Raw genomic sequence first — 14,974 nt, 5'->3', positions numbered from 1 at the left:
TTACCCCTGAGGTTCAATGTTTTTTGCTCTTAACGCCTCCCTCGCCAGTTCCTTCAACCAACTGGCGAGGCTCACCCCTTCTTCAGCCGCCACAGCATCCAACTGCTCCTTCAGTGCCGGATCAATACGCATCTTAAACTGCGGAGACTGCCCGCCGCCTTTTGGTTTTTTTTCGCGCGATATGATTGACATGAGGCCACCTATCCATCTACTCTGACTCACATAGGAGGCCACCTAATCCTCCTGTATTAGCAACGCTCCGAAGTGCGGGAACACAACCGGAGCGTCTAACCACACCAACTATCAAGGAGTTGATTATGGCTGATGCGCATTCTACCCCAGACACAGACCAATCCGGAACCGAGCGTTCATTAATTGTGGGATACCGCCCGAATGTTTTCGACAAATCCACGCCGAAAATCATCCTTTCCGGCAAGTGGCTGCGCACAGCAGGTTTTGATACCGGACAACAGGTCACGGTAAAGGTCATGAAAGGGTGCATCGTTCTGGTGGCGTATAACGAGCAGGAGCAGCGGTTGCAGGACGATTATAAACGGACGAAGGCAAAGCTGATTGAGATAGAGGACGCGCTTGCGGCGATCCAAACTCAGCATCATGGAAAGCGCCTCGCAAAATCAAATACAAACCACCTGGCTTAGCGGCTGTTTCTGGCATACTACGAGCTTACCGGCATCAACCTTATAACGCGGAGGCAGCATGACATATGAAGAATTAATGAATTCACCAGCCGGTGAGTTCGTCATGTTTGCCAGCAAGGATGGAAAAGTTCGCATTGAATGCCGCTTCGAAAGCGATACGTTGTGGCTCTCACAGGCCACGATCTGTGAGTTATACGGCAAAGCCAAAGCTACGATCAGCGGGCATATCAAGAATATTTTTGATGAGGGTGAGCTGGTCGAAAATTCAGTTGTTCGATTTTACCGAACAACTGCCAGCGATGGTAAAGTATATAACGTTCAATACTTTAGCCTGCCCGTCATTCTTGCCATCGGCTATCGCGTCCGCTCCGCACGAGGTACACAGTTCCGCCAGTGGGCCACCCAAACGCTGCAGGAATATCTGGTTAAAGGCTTCGTTATGGACGACGAGCGTCTGGAAAACCCGCCTGTGGGTTCCTCCGCCGTGCCTGACTATTTCGATGAAATGCTGGAACGCATTCGCGACATACGGGCCAGTGAACGCCGGGTCTATCTTCGCGTGAGGGAGATTTTTGCGCTAGCCGCTGACTATCAGCCATCACTCAAAGAAACCACGCAATTCTTCCAGACAATCCAAAATAAACTGCATTTTGCCTGCACGGGTCTTACCGCTGCTGAGTTGATTCACCAACGTGCGGACGCCACTCAACCGCATATGGGGTTGACCAGCTATAAGGGCGAAGAAGTCCGTAAAAGCGATGTCACCACGGCAAAAAATTATCTGTCTCAGGATGAGGTCAGCGAGCTTAATCGCGTCGTTAATATGTGGCTCGATTTTGCCGAAGATCAGGCCAAACGTCGCAAGCAGGTATTTTTACGAGACTGGCAAACCAAACTCGATCAGTTCCTGCAATTTAATGACCGGGACGTTTTAGAAGGAGCTGGCAAAATCAGTAAGAAAGCAGCTGATGAGAAGGCGTGCTCAGAATACATTGAGTTTGAAAAAAAGCAGCGCCTGCTGAAAGAAGCCGAAGGTGAGAAAGATATCGTCGGCTTATTAAAATGGGATAAACAGGCTAAGCGCTAATCCCGGTATCTCTGCTCAGCTTCATATGCAACAACGGAAACGGATTCCCCTGCCCGTCCAGTTCCGAGCGTCCGAGCTGCTCAAACCCCATATGTCGATAAAATGCGACACCCTGCGGGTTCTGCTCATTCACGTCCACTTCGTTTACGCCAAACTCGGCGATGGCGTGTTGCAGCAGCAATTTTCCAACGCCCTTCCCGCGGCTCGCGTCGTCAACAAACAACATTTCAATGCGGTTTTCATCCACGCCCAAAAAGCCGTGAATAACGCCTGCGTCATCGCGAGCTATCACGACCTTTAGGTTAGGCAGATAGGCGTTAAGCAATAACGGGCGCAGCGCCGCAATATCGCTTTCTTGTAAAAAGTGATGGGTGGCGCGAACGGAAGATTCCCAGATCGCGACCAGACGTTCAAAGTGTCTTGGGAGTGCGGTTTCTATTTTCATGGGGAGATCATGATTAGAAAACCGAACTATTTCAATCCACTCTTTGCGATCTGTTCCCCATCACCCCATCCCTCGGTACCACCACGGTGACGTTTTCCATCGGCACGCCTGCCGCAAGGTGAATATCCTGTAGCTGCTGTAACGCTCCCCACCGGGATGGCAGCTCCGCTCGCCCGTTCATGTCGTCTTTCTCCGTTGGGCTTTTAACGGAAGTCTATCCAGGCGAGCCAGTAATGCCCCCTGGAAGAAAGCACGATTTTTACTGCTTCACCCATACCAGCTGATCAACCTGGAAGCCCAGACTGCGCGCGGTGTTCAGGTAATCCTGCTTCACCGCATCCGGGATGGTCGGCGTGCGTGACAGGATCCACAGATAGTCGCGGTTCGGGCCGCTCACCAGCGCGTACTGGTACTTATCGTCCAGCCTGATCACGTTATACCCGCCGTAGAACGGGCCGAAGAACGATACCTTCAGCGCGGCGGTGGTCGGCTCGCCGGTAAAGTAAGCTTTCCCCTCGCTCTCGCTCCACTTGTTCTTCACCGGATCAAAACCCCGGTTAAGCACGCTGATGCCGCCGTCGCTGCGCTCGCCGTAGGTCGCCGTCACCTGTTCCAGACCGCGTTCAAAGCGGTTTTCCAGACGGGCGACTTCGTACCATTTGCCGAGATAGCGGCTGGCTTCAAAGTTGGTAATAGGCTGCACGCCTTTCGGCGGCGTGGGGGATTTACAGGCGACCAGCGTCAGGGCAATCGCAACACCGGTCACAACAGGCCATAGCTTCATGAGAATTCCTTTCATTTGCACGGTTGGAAGTTAAGTGTAGTGCACCGTTTCGGCGCTTCATCCCGTTCGGGAAAATTCGTAGTATATTGAGAGTATTCCTCCACCCTGGACACGGACATGGCTTACTCCATCGGCGAATTCGCCAGACTCAGCGGCATCACCGCCACCACCCTGCGGGCGTGGCAGCGTCGCTACGGTTTACTCAAGCCACAGCGCACGGAAGGCGGACACCGCCAGTACAGCGATGAGGACGTCCAGCAGGCGCTCAAAATCCTCGACTGGGTAAAAAAAGGCGTCCCGATTGGCCAGGTCAAACCGCTGCTGGAGCGCCCGACGCCGGGGCGGACCAACAACTGGCAAACGCTGCAGCAGAGCATGCTGCAACGCCTGCAGGACGGCAAAGTCGAGTCCCTGCGCCAGATGATTTACGACGCCGGACGCGAGTACCCAAGGCCGGAACTGGTCGCGAACGTACTGCGTCCGCTGCGCAGCCAGGTCTCGGCTAACGTCGCCGCTGCCATGACCCTGCGCGCGATCCTCGACGGCATCATCATCGCCTACACCTCGTTTTGCCTCGAAGGCGATAAAAAAGCGCCGGGCGACAATATTCTGCTCAGCGGCTGGCACCTGAACGACCCATGCGAGATCTGGCTCGAAGCCCTAACGCGCACCGGGCAGGGCCACCGCATCGACATCCTGCCGGTTCCCCCTGACGCGCTGGCACCGGAGATTTTCCCGGAGCGGAAATGGCTGCTGGTCACCAGCGGCAAGCTCACCGCCGGGCGGAAAAAGCAGGTGGAGCAGTGGCAGCAGCAGGTATCGCTTGAAGTGATTATCCTCTGATAATTTTCTCCTGCGGGAATCTTCACGAAAAGTTGAATATTTTCCCGCGCCGCAGATGCTAACGTTTTCCTGTGACGAATAACTCAACAGGAAAACACCATGAAAAAAACTGCCCCTCTGCTGATCCTGGCCTCGATGGCCTTCGCCCCTGCCGCCTTTAGCGCCCCTGCCGGCACGCTAAGCGTCCACATTCTTGACCAGCAAACCGGAATGCCGCCATCAGACGTTACCGTTACGCTGGAGAAGCAGCAGCAGGACAAATGGACCCCGATTGCCAGCGGCAAAACCGACCACGATGGCCGTATCAAATCGCTCTATCCGCAGGATCAGGACATGCAGCCTGGCGTGTACAAAGTAACCTTTAAAACCGCAGAGTATTTCCACGGCAAAAAGCTGGATACCTTCTTCCCGGAGATCCCGGTGCTGTTTACCGTGACCCGCACCAACGAGAAGCTGCACATCCCACTTCTGCTTAGCCAGTACGGCTACTCGACCTACAAGGGCAGTTAAGAGGCATTGATTTTAAAGGATTATAAAAAATAGTTCCGCGAATACTTGGACAAATTAGTCATGTTGTGTAAGTTTTAGTTATATGAACGGGAGGACTACACCATGACAACGAAACCTGTGCTCGGTATTAGCGGATGTTTGACTGGATCCGCCGTTCGCTTTGACGGCGGACATAAGCGCATGGGCTTCATCATGGATGAGCTGGCCCAGTGGGTGAATTTCAGGCCCGTCTGCCCGGAGATGGCCATCGGCCTGCCGACGCCTCGCCCGGCGCTGCGTCTGATCGTCACGACAGACGGTGAAACGCAGATGCGCTTCAGCCACGCGCCTCACGAAGACGTTACGCAGAAAATGGCCGACTTTGCGGCAGATTATTTGCCGAAAATCGGCGACCTCGCAGGCTTTGTTGTCTGTGCAAAATCCCCAAGCTGCGGCATGGAACGCGTGCGGCTGTACGATGAAAACGGCAACCGGGGCCGCAAGGAGGGGGTCGGGCTGTTCACCGCCGCCCTCCTTGAAACCTTGCCGTGGCTGCCCGTTGAAGAGGATGGACGCCTGCACGACCCGGTGCTGCGGGAAAACTTCGTCGAGCGCGTTTTTGCGCTGCACGAACTCAACACGCTACGTAAAAATGGCCTGACCCGCCGCGCGCTGCTGGACTTCCACAGCCGCTATAAGCTTCAACTGCTGGCGCACCACCAGGCGGGCTACCGTGAAATCGGCCCGTTCGTTGCCTCGCTGCACGAGTGGGAAGACCTGGACGCCTTCTTCGTGGCGTACCGGGAAAAGCTGATGACCATCCTGAAAAAACCCGCCTCGCGGAAGAATCACACCAACGTGCTGATGCATATTCAGGGCTATTTCCGTAACCAACTCAACACCCGCCAGCGCGGCGAGCTGCGCGATGTGATCCTGCACTATCGCAACGGACAGTTGCCTATCCTCGCCCCGATCACGCTGCTGAAGCACTACCTGGCCGAATACCCCGACCGGTATCTGATGACGCAAAACTACTTTGATCCCTATCCTGATGATTTGGGTCTGCGTCTGGCAGTCAAGTGATGAAAAAAATGCGAAGGCCCCATTGACCCATAGAGGCCCAAAGCAGTACCCCGTTTAGACGACATCCTCACTGTCGTCTCTTTTTTGCGCTTAACCCATACGATCGGCAAAAAAAAGCGCCGTAAAACGGCGCTCTGAGGATTATGCGACAAAATTCTTTTTCAACGCTTCCAGCCCATCCTGGTAAATCCCGCTGAACAGGGCCTGGGCCTCTGCGTCAGAAACATTTACCGGCGTGAATTCACCGTACCACTCTACGCGTGAGACGTTGCTGTCGGCCGTTTCATGTACCGTAATGGTGGAAAGATAATCCACCACCGGGAAGGGCGCTTTCATAATCGAGTAGCTGTAGCTGCGCTGGCGGTTATCAAACGCTTCCAGACGTTCAATCACGGTGCCACCATCAGCCGTGGTCAGCGAACGTACGCGCCCGCCTTCAGAGGAGACGCTTTCTGGAATGAACGGTAGCCAGTCTGGCAGGGCATCAAAGCCCCCCATCAGTTGCCACACCGTTTCGGCAGATGCCGGAATTTCAATAGATACTGTTGTATTAGCCATGATTATTCTCTCTTAATATCAGTAATGTAGGATTACATTGCGAGGGTGTCGACAACACCGCCATCCACACGCAGGGCAGCACCCGTGGTCGCGGAAGAGAGCGGTGATGCCAGATAAACGGCGAGGTTTGCCACCTCTTCCACATCCGCGGCGCGCTGAATAATCGAGCTGGGGCGCGCGCTGCGGACAAACTCATCGGCCTGTTCACGTGCGTTACGGCCTGATTTTTCGGCAGCCTCGGCCAGCATCGTTTTCAGGCCATCAGTAAATGTCGGACCGGGCAGAATCGCATTCACGGTGACGCCTGTGCCCGCCAGCCGTTTTGCCAGTCCATGCGAAACCGCCAGGTTAGCGGCTTTGGTGACGCCGTAGTTGATCATGTCACCGGGAATGGCCACGCCAGATTCGGACGACACGAAAATAATGCGTCCCCATCCCTGCTCTGCCATGGCTGTCGCATAGTGCCGCGCCAGGCGGACGCCGGACAGAACGTTGACGTTGTAGAAATGCATCCACTCGTCGTCCGGCACGGTGAAGAAGTCTTTGTCGTTAAATATGCCAAGGTTATTTACCAGCACATCGGCGACAGACACGGCGGCGATCAGTGCGGCAACACCCTGTTCGGTGCTAAGGTCAGCCACCACACCACGCAGCAGCGCGGCTGGATTTTTTGCTTTAATGCTGGCAATCGCTGTGGCCACGCTGGTTTCCTGACGGCCAACCACCACGACGGTGGCTCCCGCTTGTGCCAGCCCGTCGGCAATGCCGAGCCCGATGCCGGACGTAGAGCCGCTCACCACCGCAATTTTGTCGGTAAGATCCAGTTTCATCATATTTCTCATGTAATTATTGGGGGCCTGACGACCCCGCGGTGATTAACGAACGGGCAGCGGTGCATTCTCAGCAACCAGACCCTGACGGCGCATCTCTTCCCAGAATGCCGCTGGAATGGTGGTTTTTAGCGCAGCCAAATCCTCAGCCATACGGCCAGGGCGGCTGGAGCCAGGGATCACGGCGGCGACGGCCGGATTCGCCAGCGCAAACTGCAGTGCCGCAGCTTTTACATCCACGTTGAACTGCGCGGCAACAGCCTGAATACGTGCCACCTGCTCATGAATAGCCGGAGAGGCTTTTTGATATTCGAAGTGCTCCCCTCCGGCCAGCACGCCTGAGCTGTAGGGACCGCCGATCACGATATCGACATTGTGCTCCAGCGCCTCTGGCATCAGACGCTGTAAGGCGCGTTTATGGTCGAGCAGAGAGTAACGGCCCGCCAGAAGGAAGGCATCGGGCTTAGGCTCATCCAGCGCCAGCGTCAGCTCGCACGGCTCGACGCGGTTTACGCCCAGACCCCATGCTTTAATGACGCCCTCTTCTCGCAGGCGAGTCAGGGCACGGAACGCACCGGTACGCGCCACATTAAACTGTTCCAGCCAGCTGTCACCGTAGAAATCCTGCGCTGGATCGTGGATCCAGACGATATCCAGACGGTCAGTTTTCAGTCGTTTCAGGCTATCCTCAATAGAGCGCAGCGTGGCATCAGCGGAGTAATCATTGAGAATTTTGTTTTTCAGACCGTGTTCAAACAGACCGCCTTTCTCACCAAAATCACGGGTCGCGGGATCTTCCATCTCGTCGAGCATGATGCGGCCTACTTTGGTGCTCAGCACATACTCGTCGCGAGGATACTGAGACAGCGCTTCACCCATGCGCAGTTCGGAAAGGCCAGAGCCATAAAGCGGTGCGGTGTCGAAGTAACGCACGCCCAGTTTCCAGGCGTCGTGTACGGTGGCCAATGCTTCATCCTCAGGAATGTTGCGGAACATGTTGCCCAGCGGTGCGCCGCCCAGGCCGATGTTTGCAGGTAACAGATTTTTGATACTCATAAGATGTCCTCAGTTTTTGGGTTCAGGTCGGGCGATTTCGCTGTCGCCCTGTGACGCTGATCACAATACCTTGCGAGGTTATGACTTGATAGGACATAATTCGTCTAACTTGAGTCCTTTGAGGTCTGACATGATTGATTTACGACAGCTGAAATATTTCGTGGTGGTGGCAGAAGAGGAGCACGTTGGCCGTGCCGCCGAGCGTTTGCATATCTCTCAGTCTCCGCTGAGCCGCCAGATTGCCCAGCTTGAAGAACGCCTCGGTTTGATGCTTTTTGAACGCAACCAGCAGCGCATACGTTTAACCGCCGACGGGCAAACTTTCCTCGCTGAGACCCGCTCCCTGCTGACCCACGCGAACCGTCTGGAGTCCCTCGGAAAGCGCTTAGGCCGCGGTGAGGATGGGGGGTTGTGTATCGGCTATATTGAAAACGCGATGCACTCCGGTGTGCTCTCTACCGCCTTACGCACACTGCGCCAGTCCCGCCCGGACGTTCATATAGCCCTTTACAGCCAACCACCCGCCACGCAGATCGAAGGGTTGCGTCAGCGCAGCCTCGACTTTTCACTGGTCGACACGCCACCTGCGGAAAGCGAGCAAGACCTGGAATATATTCAGGTGCTGGATGACAAAATGCTGCTGGCATTGCCGCAACATCACCCTCTGGCTCAGGAAGAAGTCCTTTTGCCCGCGCAACTGGCGGATCAGGAGTGGATTGCCGTCATTCACAACGATGATGCTCACTCCCGCGACGAGTTTGTTGCCGCCTGCGTGAAGGCTGGATTTAACCCGACCATTCGTCTGGAGGCGGGTGAACCGCTAACGGCACTGGGGCTTGTGGCCGCCGGGCTTGGACTGGCGCTCATCCAGCACAGCCTGCGTCATAACGCACCGGAAGGGGTGATACTGCGCGAACTAACGTGGATGCCTTACTCAACTCAACTGTGGGCGGCGTGGCATAAGGCCAACCAGCGTCCACTGGTCACGCATTTCAGGGAAATTTTGCGTGGGAACAAAAATGATTAACACCCTGCACATTCAAAACTACCGCTCCATCCGCGAGATGTCGCTGGAGCTGGAGCAGCTCAATATAGTCTTCGGGCCGAACGGTACCGGTAAATCCAATATTTACAAGGCGATATACCTGATGCACAGCGCCGCGCAAGGGCAGTTTTCCCAGGCGCTGGCGAACGAGGGCGGCATTCTGAAGGTGTTCTGGGCAGGCAAAACCCGCAGCGACCAGCTGCGGCGGATGAATCTGGCGGTAGAAACTGAGACCTACGAATACGAGCTGCAGGTCGGGTTTGTGGAGAAGCTGCCGTATCCCTCACAGTTTCAGCTCGACCCGGTGATCAAAGAGGAGTCCATCTGGCTGAGCGGCCAGCACCGTCGACCGTCGTCACAGCTGATGAAGCGCAGGAATCAGGCCGTGTTTCTGAACAACGTGCATCACGAGAAGGTGACCCACAGCGGCACGCTGTACGAGAACGAATCGGTATTCGGGCAGCTTGGCGAACCGCACCTTTACCCGGAAGTGTCGCAGATGCGCGAGTCCCTGCGTAACTGGCGCTTTTATCATGAGTTTTCTGTATCAATCGGCTCGGCGATGCGCGCTCCGCAGGTCGGTTTCCGCTCCCCGGTGCTGGCCAGCGACGGTGCCAACCTGGCTGCGGCGTTTCAGACTATCGTGGAGATTGGCGACGAGCTGCTGCTGATGCGCATCCTTGACCAGGCCTTCCCCGGCTGCGTGTTTTACAGCGACAACAGCGGTGGACGTTTTCGCATGATGATGCAGCGCGAGGGGCTGAGCAGGCCGCTGGAACCGGCGGAGTTCTCCGACGGCACCCTGCGCTTTCTGTGCCTGGCGGTGGCGCTGTTAAGCCCGCGCCCGCCAGCATTTATCGCATTGAACGAACCGGAAAACAGCCTGCACCCACAGATGCTGCCCGCCCTGGCGAGCTTAATCGCCGAGGCCAGTCGCTACTCGCAGATCTGGCTCACCAGCCACTCGCCGGAGCTGGCGACGTTGATTGAGAAGCACAGATCGTTTTCGCTGTATCAGCTATCGATGGCGGAGGGGGAGACGAGGGTGGAGAGGCTGGGGTAGTCTCCAGGAGTACGGAGACTGTTTTTCCGCATCTCGCTTCAGCGAATCATGCCAATAAAGAACCCCAGATATCCGGCCCGGCTTAACCATAAAAAAGGGCTGATGAGGCCGGACCGCCGGAGATTAATCAACTCTCTCATGGGAGCCAGGCCATCATTTCTGATAACGACATTTTTTGCACAATAGCGACAATGCATAATCAGAAATAAAATCCCGGCGATCGCAAAACCAAAATAACTTTCGCGACTGCCCCAAAAATGAGTGCTTAATTTTAAATAAGTTAATCCCCAGATACTGACTAGAAAGACGATAAATGAACATGCCGCGATGTTCATGTCTCGCTTACTACCCAGACCAAAAAATAGCGCGTCAAAGAAAAACATCGGGGTAAACGGTGACTGGACGCTTCTTCCTGTCACTTTACTAAAACGAAAAAACACGACCGTTCCAACGAAAAATGCGAACAGCGCAATTCCTAAGAGCAGATAAATCATTTAATTAATCCTTTTTGAAGGGCCAGGATACGAGTTCGGTACTGCCAGCGCCGTCGATCTCCGGCAGGTTGTTATGATTTTCACTTTGTCGGATACTAGCACCAATACCTCCGCCAATTCTGAAAGCACCACCAACGCCATCTTTACCTACAGATCCTTCAATTGAAAAAATACCAGCGGATATGGAACCGGAATAATCATAAGCCGGATTGAAATCCTTAATTGGATAAGGCCCGAAAGTTAATCCAGCCGACGCATCCGCGCGCCAGCCAAACACCTTTGTTATCCCGCCATTAATTGCGAATTTATCTTCTGAAAGGACCCCTCCAGATAGCCCCCGCCGACATAACCAACAGCCACCTGACCTTTTACATCACCATGGATTTTTGCCGTATCCCCTACTGATGGACCAATATGAGAGTCTTTAATAGCCTTGTTAATTTTGTCGGGAGATACACCTTTACCGCCGAGATCGAAAGCCAGTGAAGCATCCTGTTGTGTTGCTGGAGGCACTAATCCACCCCAGTTTGAGGTAGCATTATTCTCTGCCGCGTTCTTCCCACCTTGCGCCCCAGCAGCTGCCGAAGCCGTACTCCCTCCCGCCAATCCACCCGCCATCCCCGCCGATACTGAAGCCAGCGTAATGACCGTCTGCATTTGATCTTCGCTCAGTTTCGACAGGTCTTTCACTTCCGGATAGAGCACGCTGGCTATAGCATGCGCAGCCAGCTCCCCTGACGCGGCCCCCGCAGCTCCCGCAGCACCAGCGAGTCCAGACTATGCGGTTCGGTGATGTGCTGCTGCAGGTAGTCGATCAGGCAGTTAATACGTGCGTCACGGGTATCTTTCGGAACCGGCTGGGCGATGAACTGCGCCTGCCCGCCCTCGCGATGGGGCGGGACAATCATCCGACGGGCAATCTGGTTGGCGACGACGCTGCCAAAACGCTGGCGAATGATGTACAGGCAGCAGTCCAGCGCAGCCGCGGTACCGGCAGAGGTGATGATATTGCCGTCATCCACGTAGAGGGCATTGATATCCAGCTGGACGTTCGGAAAGAGCGACTGGAAATGATGTTCAAACTCCCAGTGGGTGGCGGCCCGTTTACCGTCGAGGATCCCCGCCCAGGCCAGCACAAACGACCCCAGACACAGGCCGACAATTTCCGCGCCGTTGTCTCTCGCCAACACCAGGCTGTCGAGCAGCGCCTGAGGCGGCCGTTCAAGGACGTGCTGCCAGTAGGGAACGACAACAATGTCTGCCTGCCCGATGGCGGTGTAATCCTGCGTGGCGTTGAGGGCAAACCCGTCTTTTGAGGTAAGCAACCCCGGCGTTTCGGCGCAGATCGTCACGTTAAAGCGCTTTTCGCCGGAGACCGAATCACCAAACAGAATGCAGGGAACGGAGTAGTGGAACGGGCTGAACCCGTCTACCGCGACAATCGCGACGTTGATTAGCGACATCTGTCTCTCCTTTCCCGTTAACGCACTCAGAATATAACGGTTTCGCCATCCTGGGGAATGCTCACCACATCGCTCACCTGGTTGGCTTCGACGTACTCACGCAGCGCGCTGCGGGTCAACAGGCAGTGGTTAATCGCCTCCATGTGGCTCGCGACGATTTTAGCCTGCGGCAGCAGGAAATGGACGTTAAGCACATCTTCCTGTCCCATAATAATGGGCCCAAAGCCGATGACGTGGGCATTACCGGCGTTCAGTACCACCACATCTGGCTGGTGTTTTTGCAGATCGGCTGCCACCTCTTCGCGCCAGATGGTATCCCCGGCAAGATAGAGCGTCTTCTCATCAGGATGACGCAGCACCACGCCACAGGCCTCGCCCAGCCGCTCCGCCAGTTCTGGCACGGCGTAAGCGCGGTCGGTCCCGTGCTGGCCGCCGTACGTTTTCGCAATCCGAACCTCCCCGAAGGTGGTCTCGTCGGTCATGATCGTCAGGTTGCTAAACCCCTGGCTGCGCAGCAGCGCGGCGTCACGATCGTTTTGCACGTAGATCGGTTTGTCTTTGGCGATCCGCTCTGCCGCGGTGCGATCCCAGTGATCGTCATGCGCCGTACCGGGAAAGCCCGGATAAGCGCCTTTCGGGGCCAGCATCGGGTCGATTAAAAGGCGTTTTCCGGCGTAGGTAATCAGCAGGGTGGCATTGCGAATTTGGGTAATGTTCATGGGCTATCCTCCGGTTGGTGTGATAAGGAGGATAGCCAGCCGTCACAATTGGTGCTGTGGGCTAAAGGGCGATTACCGATGGTATCGGGCCATTTTCATCACCGCGTTTTCTGCCGGCACCTTTACCAGCCCGGCACCGCCCCGCCGTTAAAGATCGTCTCTGCCGCTTTCGCCACTTCCGGTGACTGATAGGACTGGATAAACGCCTTCACGTTCTCCGCGTCTTTGTTGTCTTCGCGCGTCACCACGATGTTCACGTACGGCGAGTTTTTATCTTCAATAAAGACGCTGTCATGCACCGGCGACAGCCCGGTTTGCTGAATATAGGTGGTGCTGATGATGGCGACATCCACTTTCGGGTCATCCAGCACGCGCGGCAGCTGTGCCCCTTCCAGTTCCATGATTTTCAGCTGCTTAGGGTTGGCGATAATATCCAGCGCCGTCGGCAGCAGCCCGGTATCCGGCTTCAGGGTGATGAGCTTCTCTTTTTGCAGCAGCAGCAGCGCGCGGCCAAGGTTGGTCGGATCGTTTGGAATGGCGATAGTCGCCCCGTCCTTCAGGTCAGAGACGGATTTGATTTTGCGGGAATAGCCGGCCATCGGGAAAACAAAGGTGTTCGCCACGGCCACCAGCTTGTAGCCATGCGCCTTGTTATCTTCTGCAAGGAACGGGCGATGCTGGAAGACGTTGGCATCCAGCTCTCCCTGGTTAGTGGCATCGTTGGGCAATAGCGAGCCGCTGAAGCCGACCAGCTCCACGTCCAGGCCATATTTCTCTTTTGCCACCTTTTTAGCGACTTCCGCCACGTCCTGTTCAGCGCCGTTGATGACGCCCACTTTTATGTGTTTGGCATCGCTGCCACTTTGATCGCACCCTGCCAGCAGCAGGCCAGCGAGAACCAGAGCACCCAATCGACGTTTCACGAGAAAGTTCCTTTTGCTGAATGTTGTAGTGACTATATCGACAACGAGGCGGTGAAATAAAAAACGAAAAAGAATCAATAAGAAGGATAAGTTATATGCGGGTATGGCCGGGTGATGCTGCGCTTACCCGGCCTACGGATTCAGAGCTTAAAGGACTTTCGCCAAGTAATGTCGCTGCATGCCCGGGTACGGATAATCCTGCAAAGACATCTGCAACTGGTACCCCTGTTTTTCATAGAACGGACGCGCCTGGAAGCTGACGGTATCCACCAGCGCATGCTTGCAGCCTTTGCGTCTGGCTTCATCTTCCGCCGTTTTGATAAGCTGGCTGCCCACGCCGGTACCCCGCACGGTGTCGCTGACCCAGAGAAAATCGATATTCAGCCAGTCACCTTTACGCACCCCAATGAGCCCGCCGAGCATGACGCCTTTATCGTCTCGTACATAAACACCAATGTCGCCGCTAAAGTTTGTCAGATCGATAAACTGTCCGTTATAGGCTCTTAACCCCACAAATAGCTCTTCTTTTTCTGCGGGTGTTACATTATAAGTAATGCTCAGGTGCATATTTCTCTCCTTATTTTCCGCGCAATTTGAATATCTCACAGCTTAACCTTCATAAAAACTCCTAATTTCCTCCATTTTTTTAATACAGAAACATTCACTCAATAACTAAATAAAAAAAGCCTTTCCAATACGCACCCAAAACGTATACTGAGAACGATCATTCTCACTTTTACACGGTAGACGACGATGAGCACAAAGCTGGAAGAACGACAAAAACAACGTCAGGACGAAATCATCACCGCCGCGCGTCGCTGCTTTCGCGCCAGCGGATTTCACGCCGCCAGCATGTCGCAAATTGCCAGTGAGGCGAAGCTTAGCGTCGGGCAAATTTACCGTTATTTCAGTAACAAAGACGCGATTATTGAAGAGATGATCCGCCGCATTATCGACTCACGCATCGAAGGGATGCAGGACAAAACGGTGGTGGAAGGGATGCCGCAGGCGCTCGCCTGGCGTCAGACGCTCAACGAAGACGACGATGCGTTGATGCTCGAAATGTCTGCCGAGGCGACCCGTAACCCGCAGGTGGCGGCCATGCTGATCGCAGCCGATGCCCGGATGTTTACCAACGCCTGTGCGCACCTGAAAAAACAATTTCCCCATCTGAGCGATGAACATATTCGCTGCTGCGTGGAAATTACCGCGGTGATGATCGAAGGCACGATTTACCGTCGACTCACGCCTTTAAAAGTACCGTCAGAACAATTAGAGCCTATCTATCAGAATATTTTAAATATGCTTTTCTCTGCGAAGTAATCGCATGTGAATAATTAGCGGGAATAAGTAATTTCCCAACTTTACATTTCCGGCCTTGCCGGAGATGCGGTATCGCTGTGCCTTTAAATAGCCCCCCTCCCTGTTGATCC

At 54.8% G+C, this 14,974-nt stretch carries 18 protein-coding genes and 4 pseudogenes; 8 read left to right on the top strand and 14 right to left on the bottom strand.

The window, feature by feature from the left end:
* Entirely contained in the window at positions 1-192 is a 192-nt protein-coding gene (locus tag ACTJI7_RS18630; RefSeq protein ID WP_064489764.1) for a toxin-antitoxin system HicB family antitoxin, read from the bottom strand.
* A 125-nt stretch (positions 193-317) separates the two neighbouring features.
* Here ACTJI7_RS18630 and ACTJI7_RS18625 point away from each other — a divergent pair, with 125 nt between their 5' ends.
* Entirely contained in the window at positions 318-659 is a 342-nt protein-coding gene (locus ACTJI7_RS18625; RefSeq protein WP_440670554.1) for a SymE family type I addiction module toxin, read from the top strand.
* Positions 660-717: 58 nt separating this feature from the next.
* Positions 718-1,746 (top strand): virulence RhuM family protein, encoded by a 1,029-nt coding sequence (locus ACTJI7_RS18620; protein ID WP_440670552.1) that lies wholly within the window; start codon positions 718-720, stop codon positions 1,744-1,746.
* On the opposite strand, the gene ACTJI7_RS18615 is transcribed toward ACTJI7_RS18620, so the two are convergent.
* The 3 genes and pseudogenes from ACTJI7_RS18615 to ACTJI7_RS18605 all read right to left on the bottom strand — a co-directional run bounded on the left by ACTJI7_RS18615 (position 1,736) and on the right by ACTJI7_RS18605 (position 2,975).
* On the bottom strand, positions 1,736-2,191 hold the full coding sequence (locus tag ACTJI7_RS18615; protein ID WP_440670550.1) for an acetyltransferase: 456 nt from the start codon (positions 2,189-2,191) through the stop codon (positions 1,736-1,738). The two genes, ACTJI7_RS18620 and ACTJI7_RS18615, sit on opposite strands and share 11 nt — an antisense overlap.
* Before the next feature lie 31 nt (positions 2,192-2,222).
* Positions 2,223-2,336 (bottom strand): annotated as a pseudogene (locus ACTJI7_RS18610) (class I SAM-dependent methyltransferase); the annotation flags it as partial.
* A gap of 114 nt (positions 2,337-2,450) precedes the next feature.
* Entirely contained in the window at positions 2,451-2,975 is a 525-nt protein-coding gene (locus ACTJI7_RS18605) for a lipocalin family protein (RefSeq protein WP_324660419.1), read from the bottom strand.
* A 117-nt stretch (positions 2,976-3,092) separates the two neighbouring features.
* Between ACTJI7_RS18605 and ACTJI7_RS18600 the strand changes: the two genes are divergently transcribed.
* From ACTJI7_RS18600 to ACTJI7_RS18590, 3 genes are all read left to right on the top strand, one after another.
* A complete protein-coding gene (locus tag ACTJI7_RS18600) occupies positions 3,093-3,818 on the top strand; it encodes a MerR family transcriptional regulator (protein ID WP_028014996.1) in 726 nt (241 codons plus the stop codon).
* Positions 3,819-3,917: 99 nt separating this feature from the next.
* Entirely contained in the window at positions 3,918-4,328 is a 411-nt protein-coding gene (uraH, locus tag ACTJI7_RS18595) for a hydroxyisourate hydrolase (protein ID WP_069733374.1), read from the top strand.
* Between the two features lie 102 nt (positions 4,329-4,430).
* A complete protein-coding gene (locus tag ACTJI7_RS18590) occupies positions 4,431-5,390 on the top strand; it encodes a YbgA family protein (protein ID WP_041911685.1) in 960 nt (319 codons plus the stop codon).
* A gap of 141 nt (positions 5,391-5,531) precedes the next feature.
* Here the strand turns inward: ACTJI7_RS18590 and ACTJI7_RS18585 are convergent, their stop codons facing one another.
* From ACTJI7_RS18585 to ACTJI7_RS18575, 3 genes are read right to left on the bottom strand one after another with little or no spacing between them, the layout of a single operon-like run.
* Positions 5,532-5,948, bottom strand: coding sequence for an SRPBCC family protein (locus ACTJI7_RS18585; protein ID WP_048960253.1), 417 nt, complete (start codon positions 5,946-5,948; stop codon positions 5,532-5,534).
* A gap of 32 nt (positions 5,949-5,980) precedes the next feature.
* The gene (locus ACTJI7_RS18580; protein WP_192979466.1) at positions 5,981-6,778 is read right to left on the bottom strand and encodes an SDR family NAD(P)-dependent oxidoreductase; all 798 of its coding nucleotides are present in this window, start codon (positions 6,776-6,778) and stop codon (positions 5,981-5,983) included.
* A 45-nt stretch (positions 6,779-6,823) separates the two neighbouring features.
* Entirely contained in the window at positions 6,824-7,834 is a 1,011-nt protein-coding gene (locus ACTJI7_RS18575; protein ID WP_192979463.1) for an aldo/keto reductase, read from the bottom strand.
* Between the two features lie 130 nt (positions 7,835-7,964).
* Between ACTJI7_RS18575 and ACTJI7_RS18570 the strand changes: the two genes are divergently transcribed.
* Positions 7,965-8,861: a LysR substrate-binding domain-containing protein gene (locus tag ACTJI7_RS18570; protein WP_044597397.1), complete on the top strand. Its 897-nt coding sequence runs from the start codon at positions 7,965-7,967 to the stop codon at positions 8,859-8,861.
* Positions 8,854-9,942 (top strand): AAA family ATPase, encoded by a 1,089-nt coding sequence (locus ACTJI7_RS18565; protein ID WP_048960250.1) that lies wholly within the window; start codon positions 8,854-8,856, stop codon positions 9,940-9,942. Before ACTJI7_RS18570 ends, ACTJI7_RS18565 begins: the two co-directional genes overlap by 8 nt.
* A 38-nt stretch (positions 9,943-9,980) precedes the next feature.
* On the opposite strand, the gene ACTJI7_RS18560 is transcribed toward ACTJI7_RS18565, so the two are convergent.
* The 7 genes and pseudogenes from ACTJI7_RS18560 to ACTJI7_RS18530 all read right to left on the bottom strand — a co-directional run bounded on the left by ACTJI7_RS18560 (position 9,981) and on the right by ACTJI7_RS18530 (position 14,108).
* Positions 9,981-10,436 carry a hypothetical protein gene (locus tag ACTJI7_RS18560; RefSeq protein WP_048960249.1) on the bottom strand — a complete coding sequence of 152 codons (456 nt, stop codon included), beginning with the start codon at positions 10,434-10,436 and terminating at the stop codon, positions 9,981-9,983.
* A 4-nt stretch (positions 10,437-10,440) separates the two neighbouring features.
* A pseudogene (locus ACTJI7_RS18555) lies at positions 10,441-10,949 on the bottom strand (polymorphic toxin type 25 domain-containing protein).
* A 15-nt stretch (positions 10,950-10,964) separates the two neighbouring features.
* Positions 10,965-11,198, bottom strand: a pseudogene (locus ACTJI7_RS18550) (VENN motif pre-toxin domain-containing protein); the annotation flags it as partial.
* A 2-nt stretch (positions 11,199-11,200) separates the two neighbouring features.
* Positions 11,201-11,899: pseudogene (locus ACTJI7_RS18545) on the bottom strand (GlxA family transcriptional regulator); the annotation flags it as partial.
* Between the two features lie 26 nt (positions 11,900-11,925).
* Positions 11,926-12,618, bottom strand: a complete 693-nt coding sequence (locus ACTJI7_RS18540) for an MBL fold metallo-hydrolase (protein ID WP_063155220.1) — start codon at positions 12,616-12,618, stop codon at positions 11,926-11,928.
* A 122-nt stretch (positions 12,619-12,740) separates the two neighbouring features.
* Positions 12,741-13,541 carry a lipoprotein NlpA gene (nlpA, locus tag ACTJI7_RS18535; RefSeq protein ID WP_063155221.1) on the bottom strand — a complete coding sequence of 267 codons (801 nt, stop codon included), beginning with the start codon at positions 13,539-13,541 and terminating at the stop codon, positions 12,741-12,743.
* 147 nt (positions 13,542-13,688) lie between these two features.
* Positions 13,689-14,108, bottom strand: a complete 420-nt coding sequence (locus tag ACTJI7_RS18530; RefSeq protein ID WP_063155222.1) for a GNAT family N-acetyltransferase — start codon at positions 14,106-14,108, stop codon at positions 13,689-13,691.
* 186 nt (positions 14,109-14,294) lie between these two features.
* Between ACTJI7_RS18530 and ACTJI7_RS18525 the strand changes: the two genes are divergently transcribed.
* Positions 14,295-14,864 carry a TetR/AcrR family transcriptional regulator gene (locus tag ACTJI7_RS18525; RefSeq protein WP_048959756.1) on the top strand — a complete coding sequence of 190 codons (570 nt, stop codon included), beginning with the start codon at positions 14,295-14,297 and terminating at the stop codon, positions 14,862-14,864.
* Positions 14,865-14,974 lie beyond the last annotated feature (110 nt).

Source organism: Enterobacter sp. 22499 (assembly GCF_052044815.1).
In the GTDB taxonomy this organism is placed as follows: domain Bacteria; phylum Pseudomonadota; class Gammaproteobacteria; order Enterobacterales; family Enterobacteriaceae; genus Enterobacter; species Enterobacter bugandensis.
The sequence above is the reverse complement of the archived record's forward strand: the minus strand, read 5'-3'. Positions and strand labels throughout refer to the sequence as shown.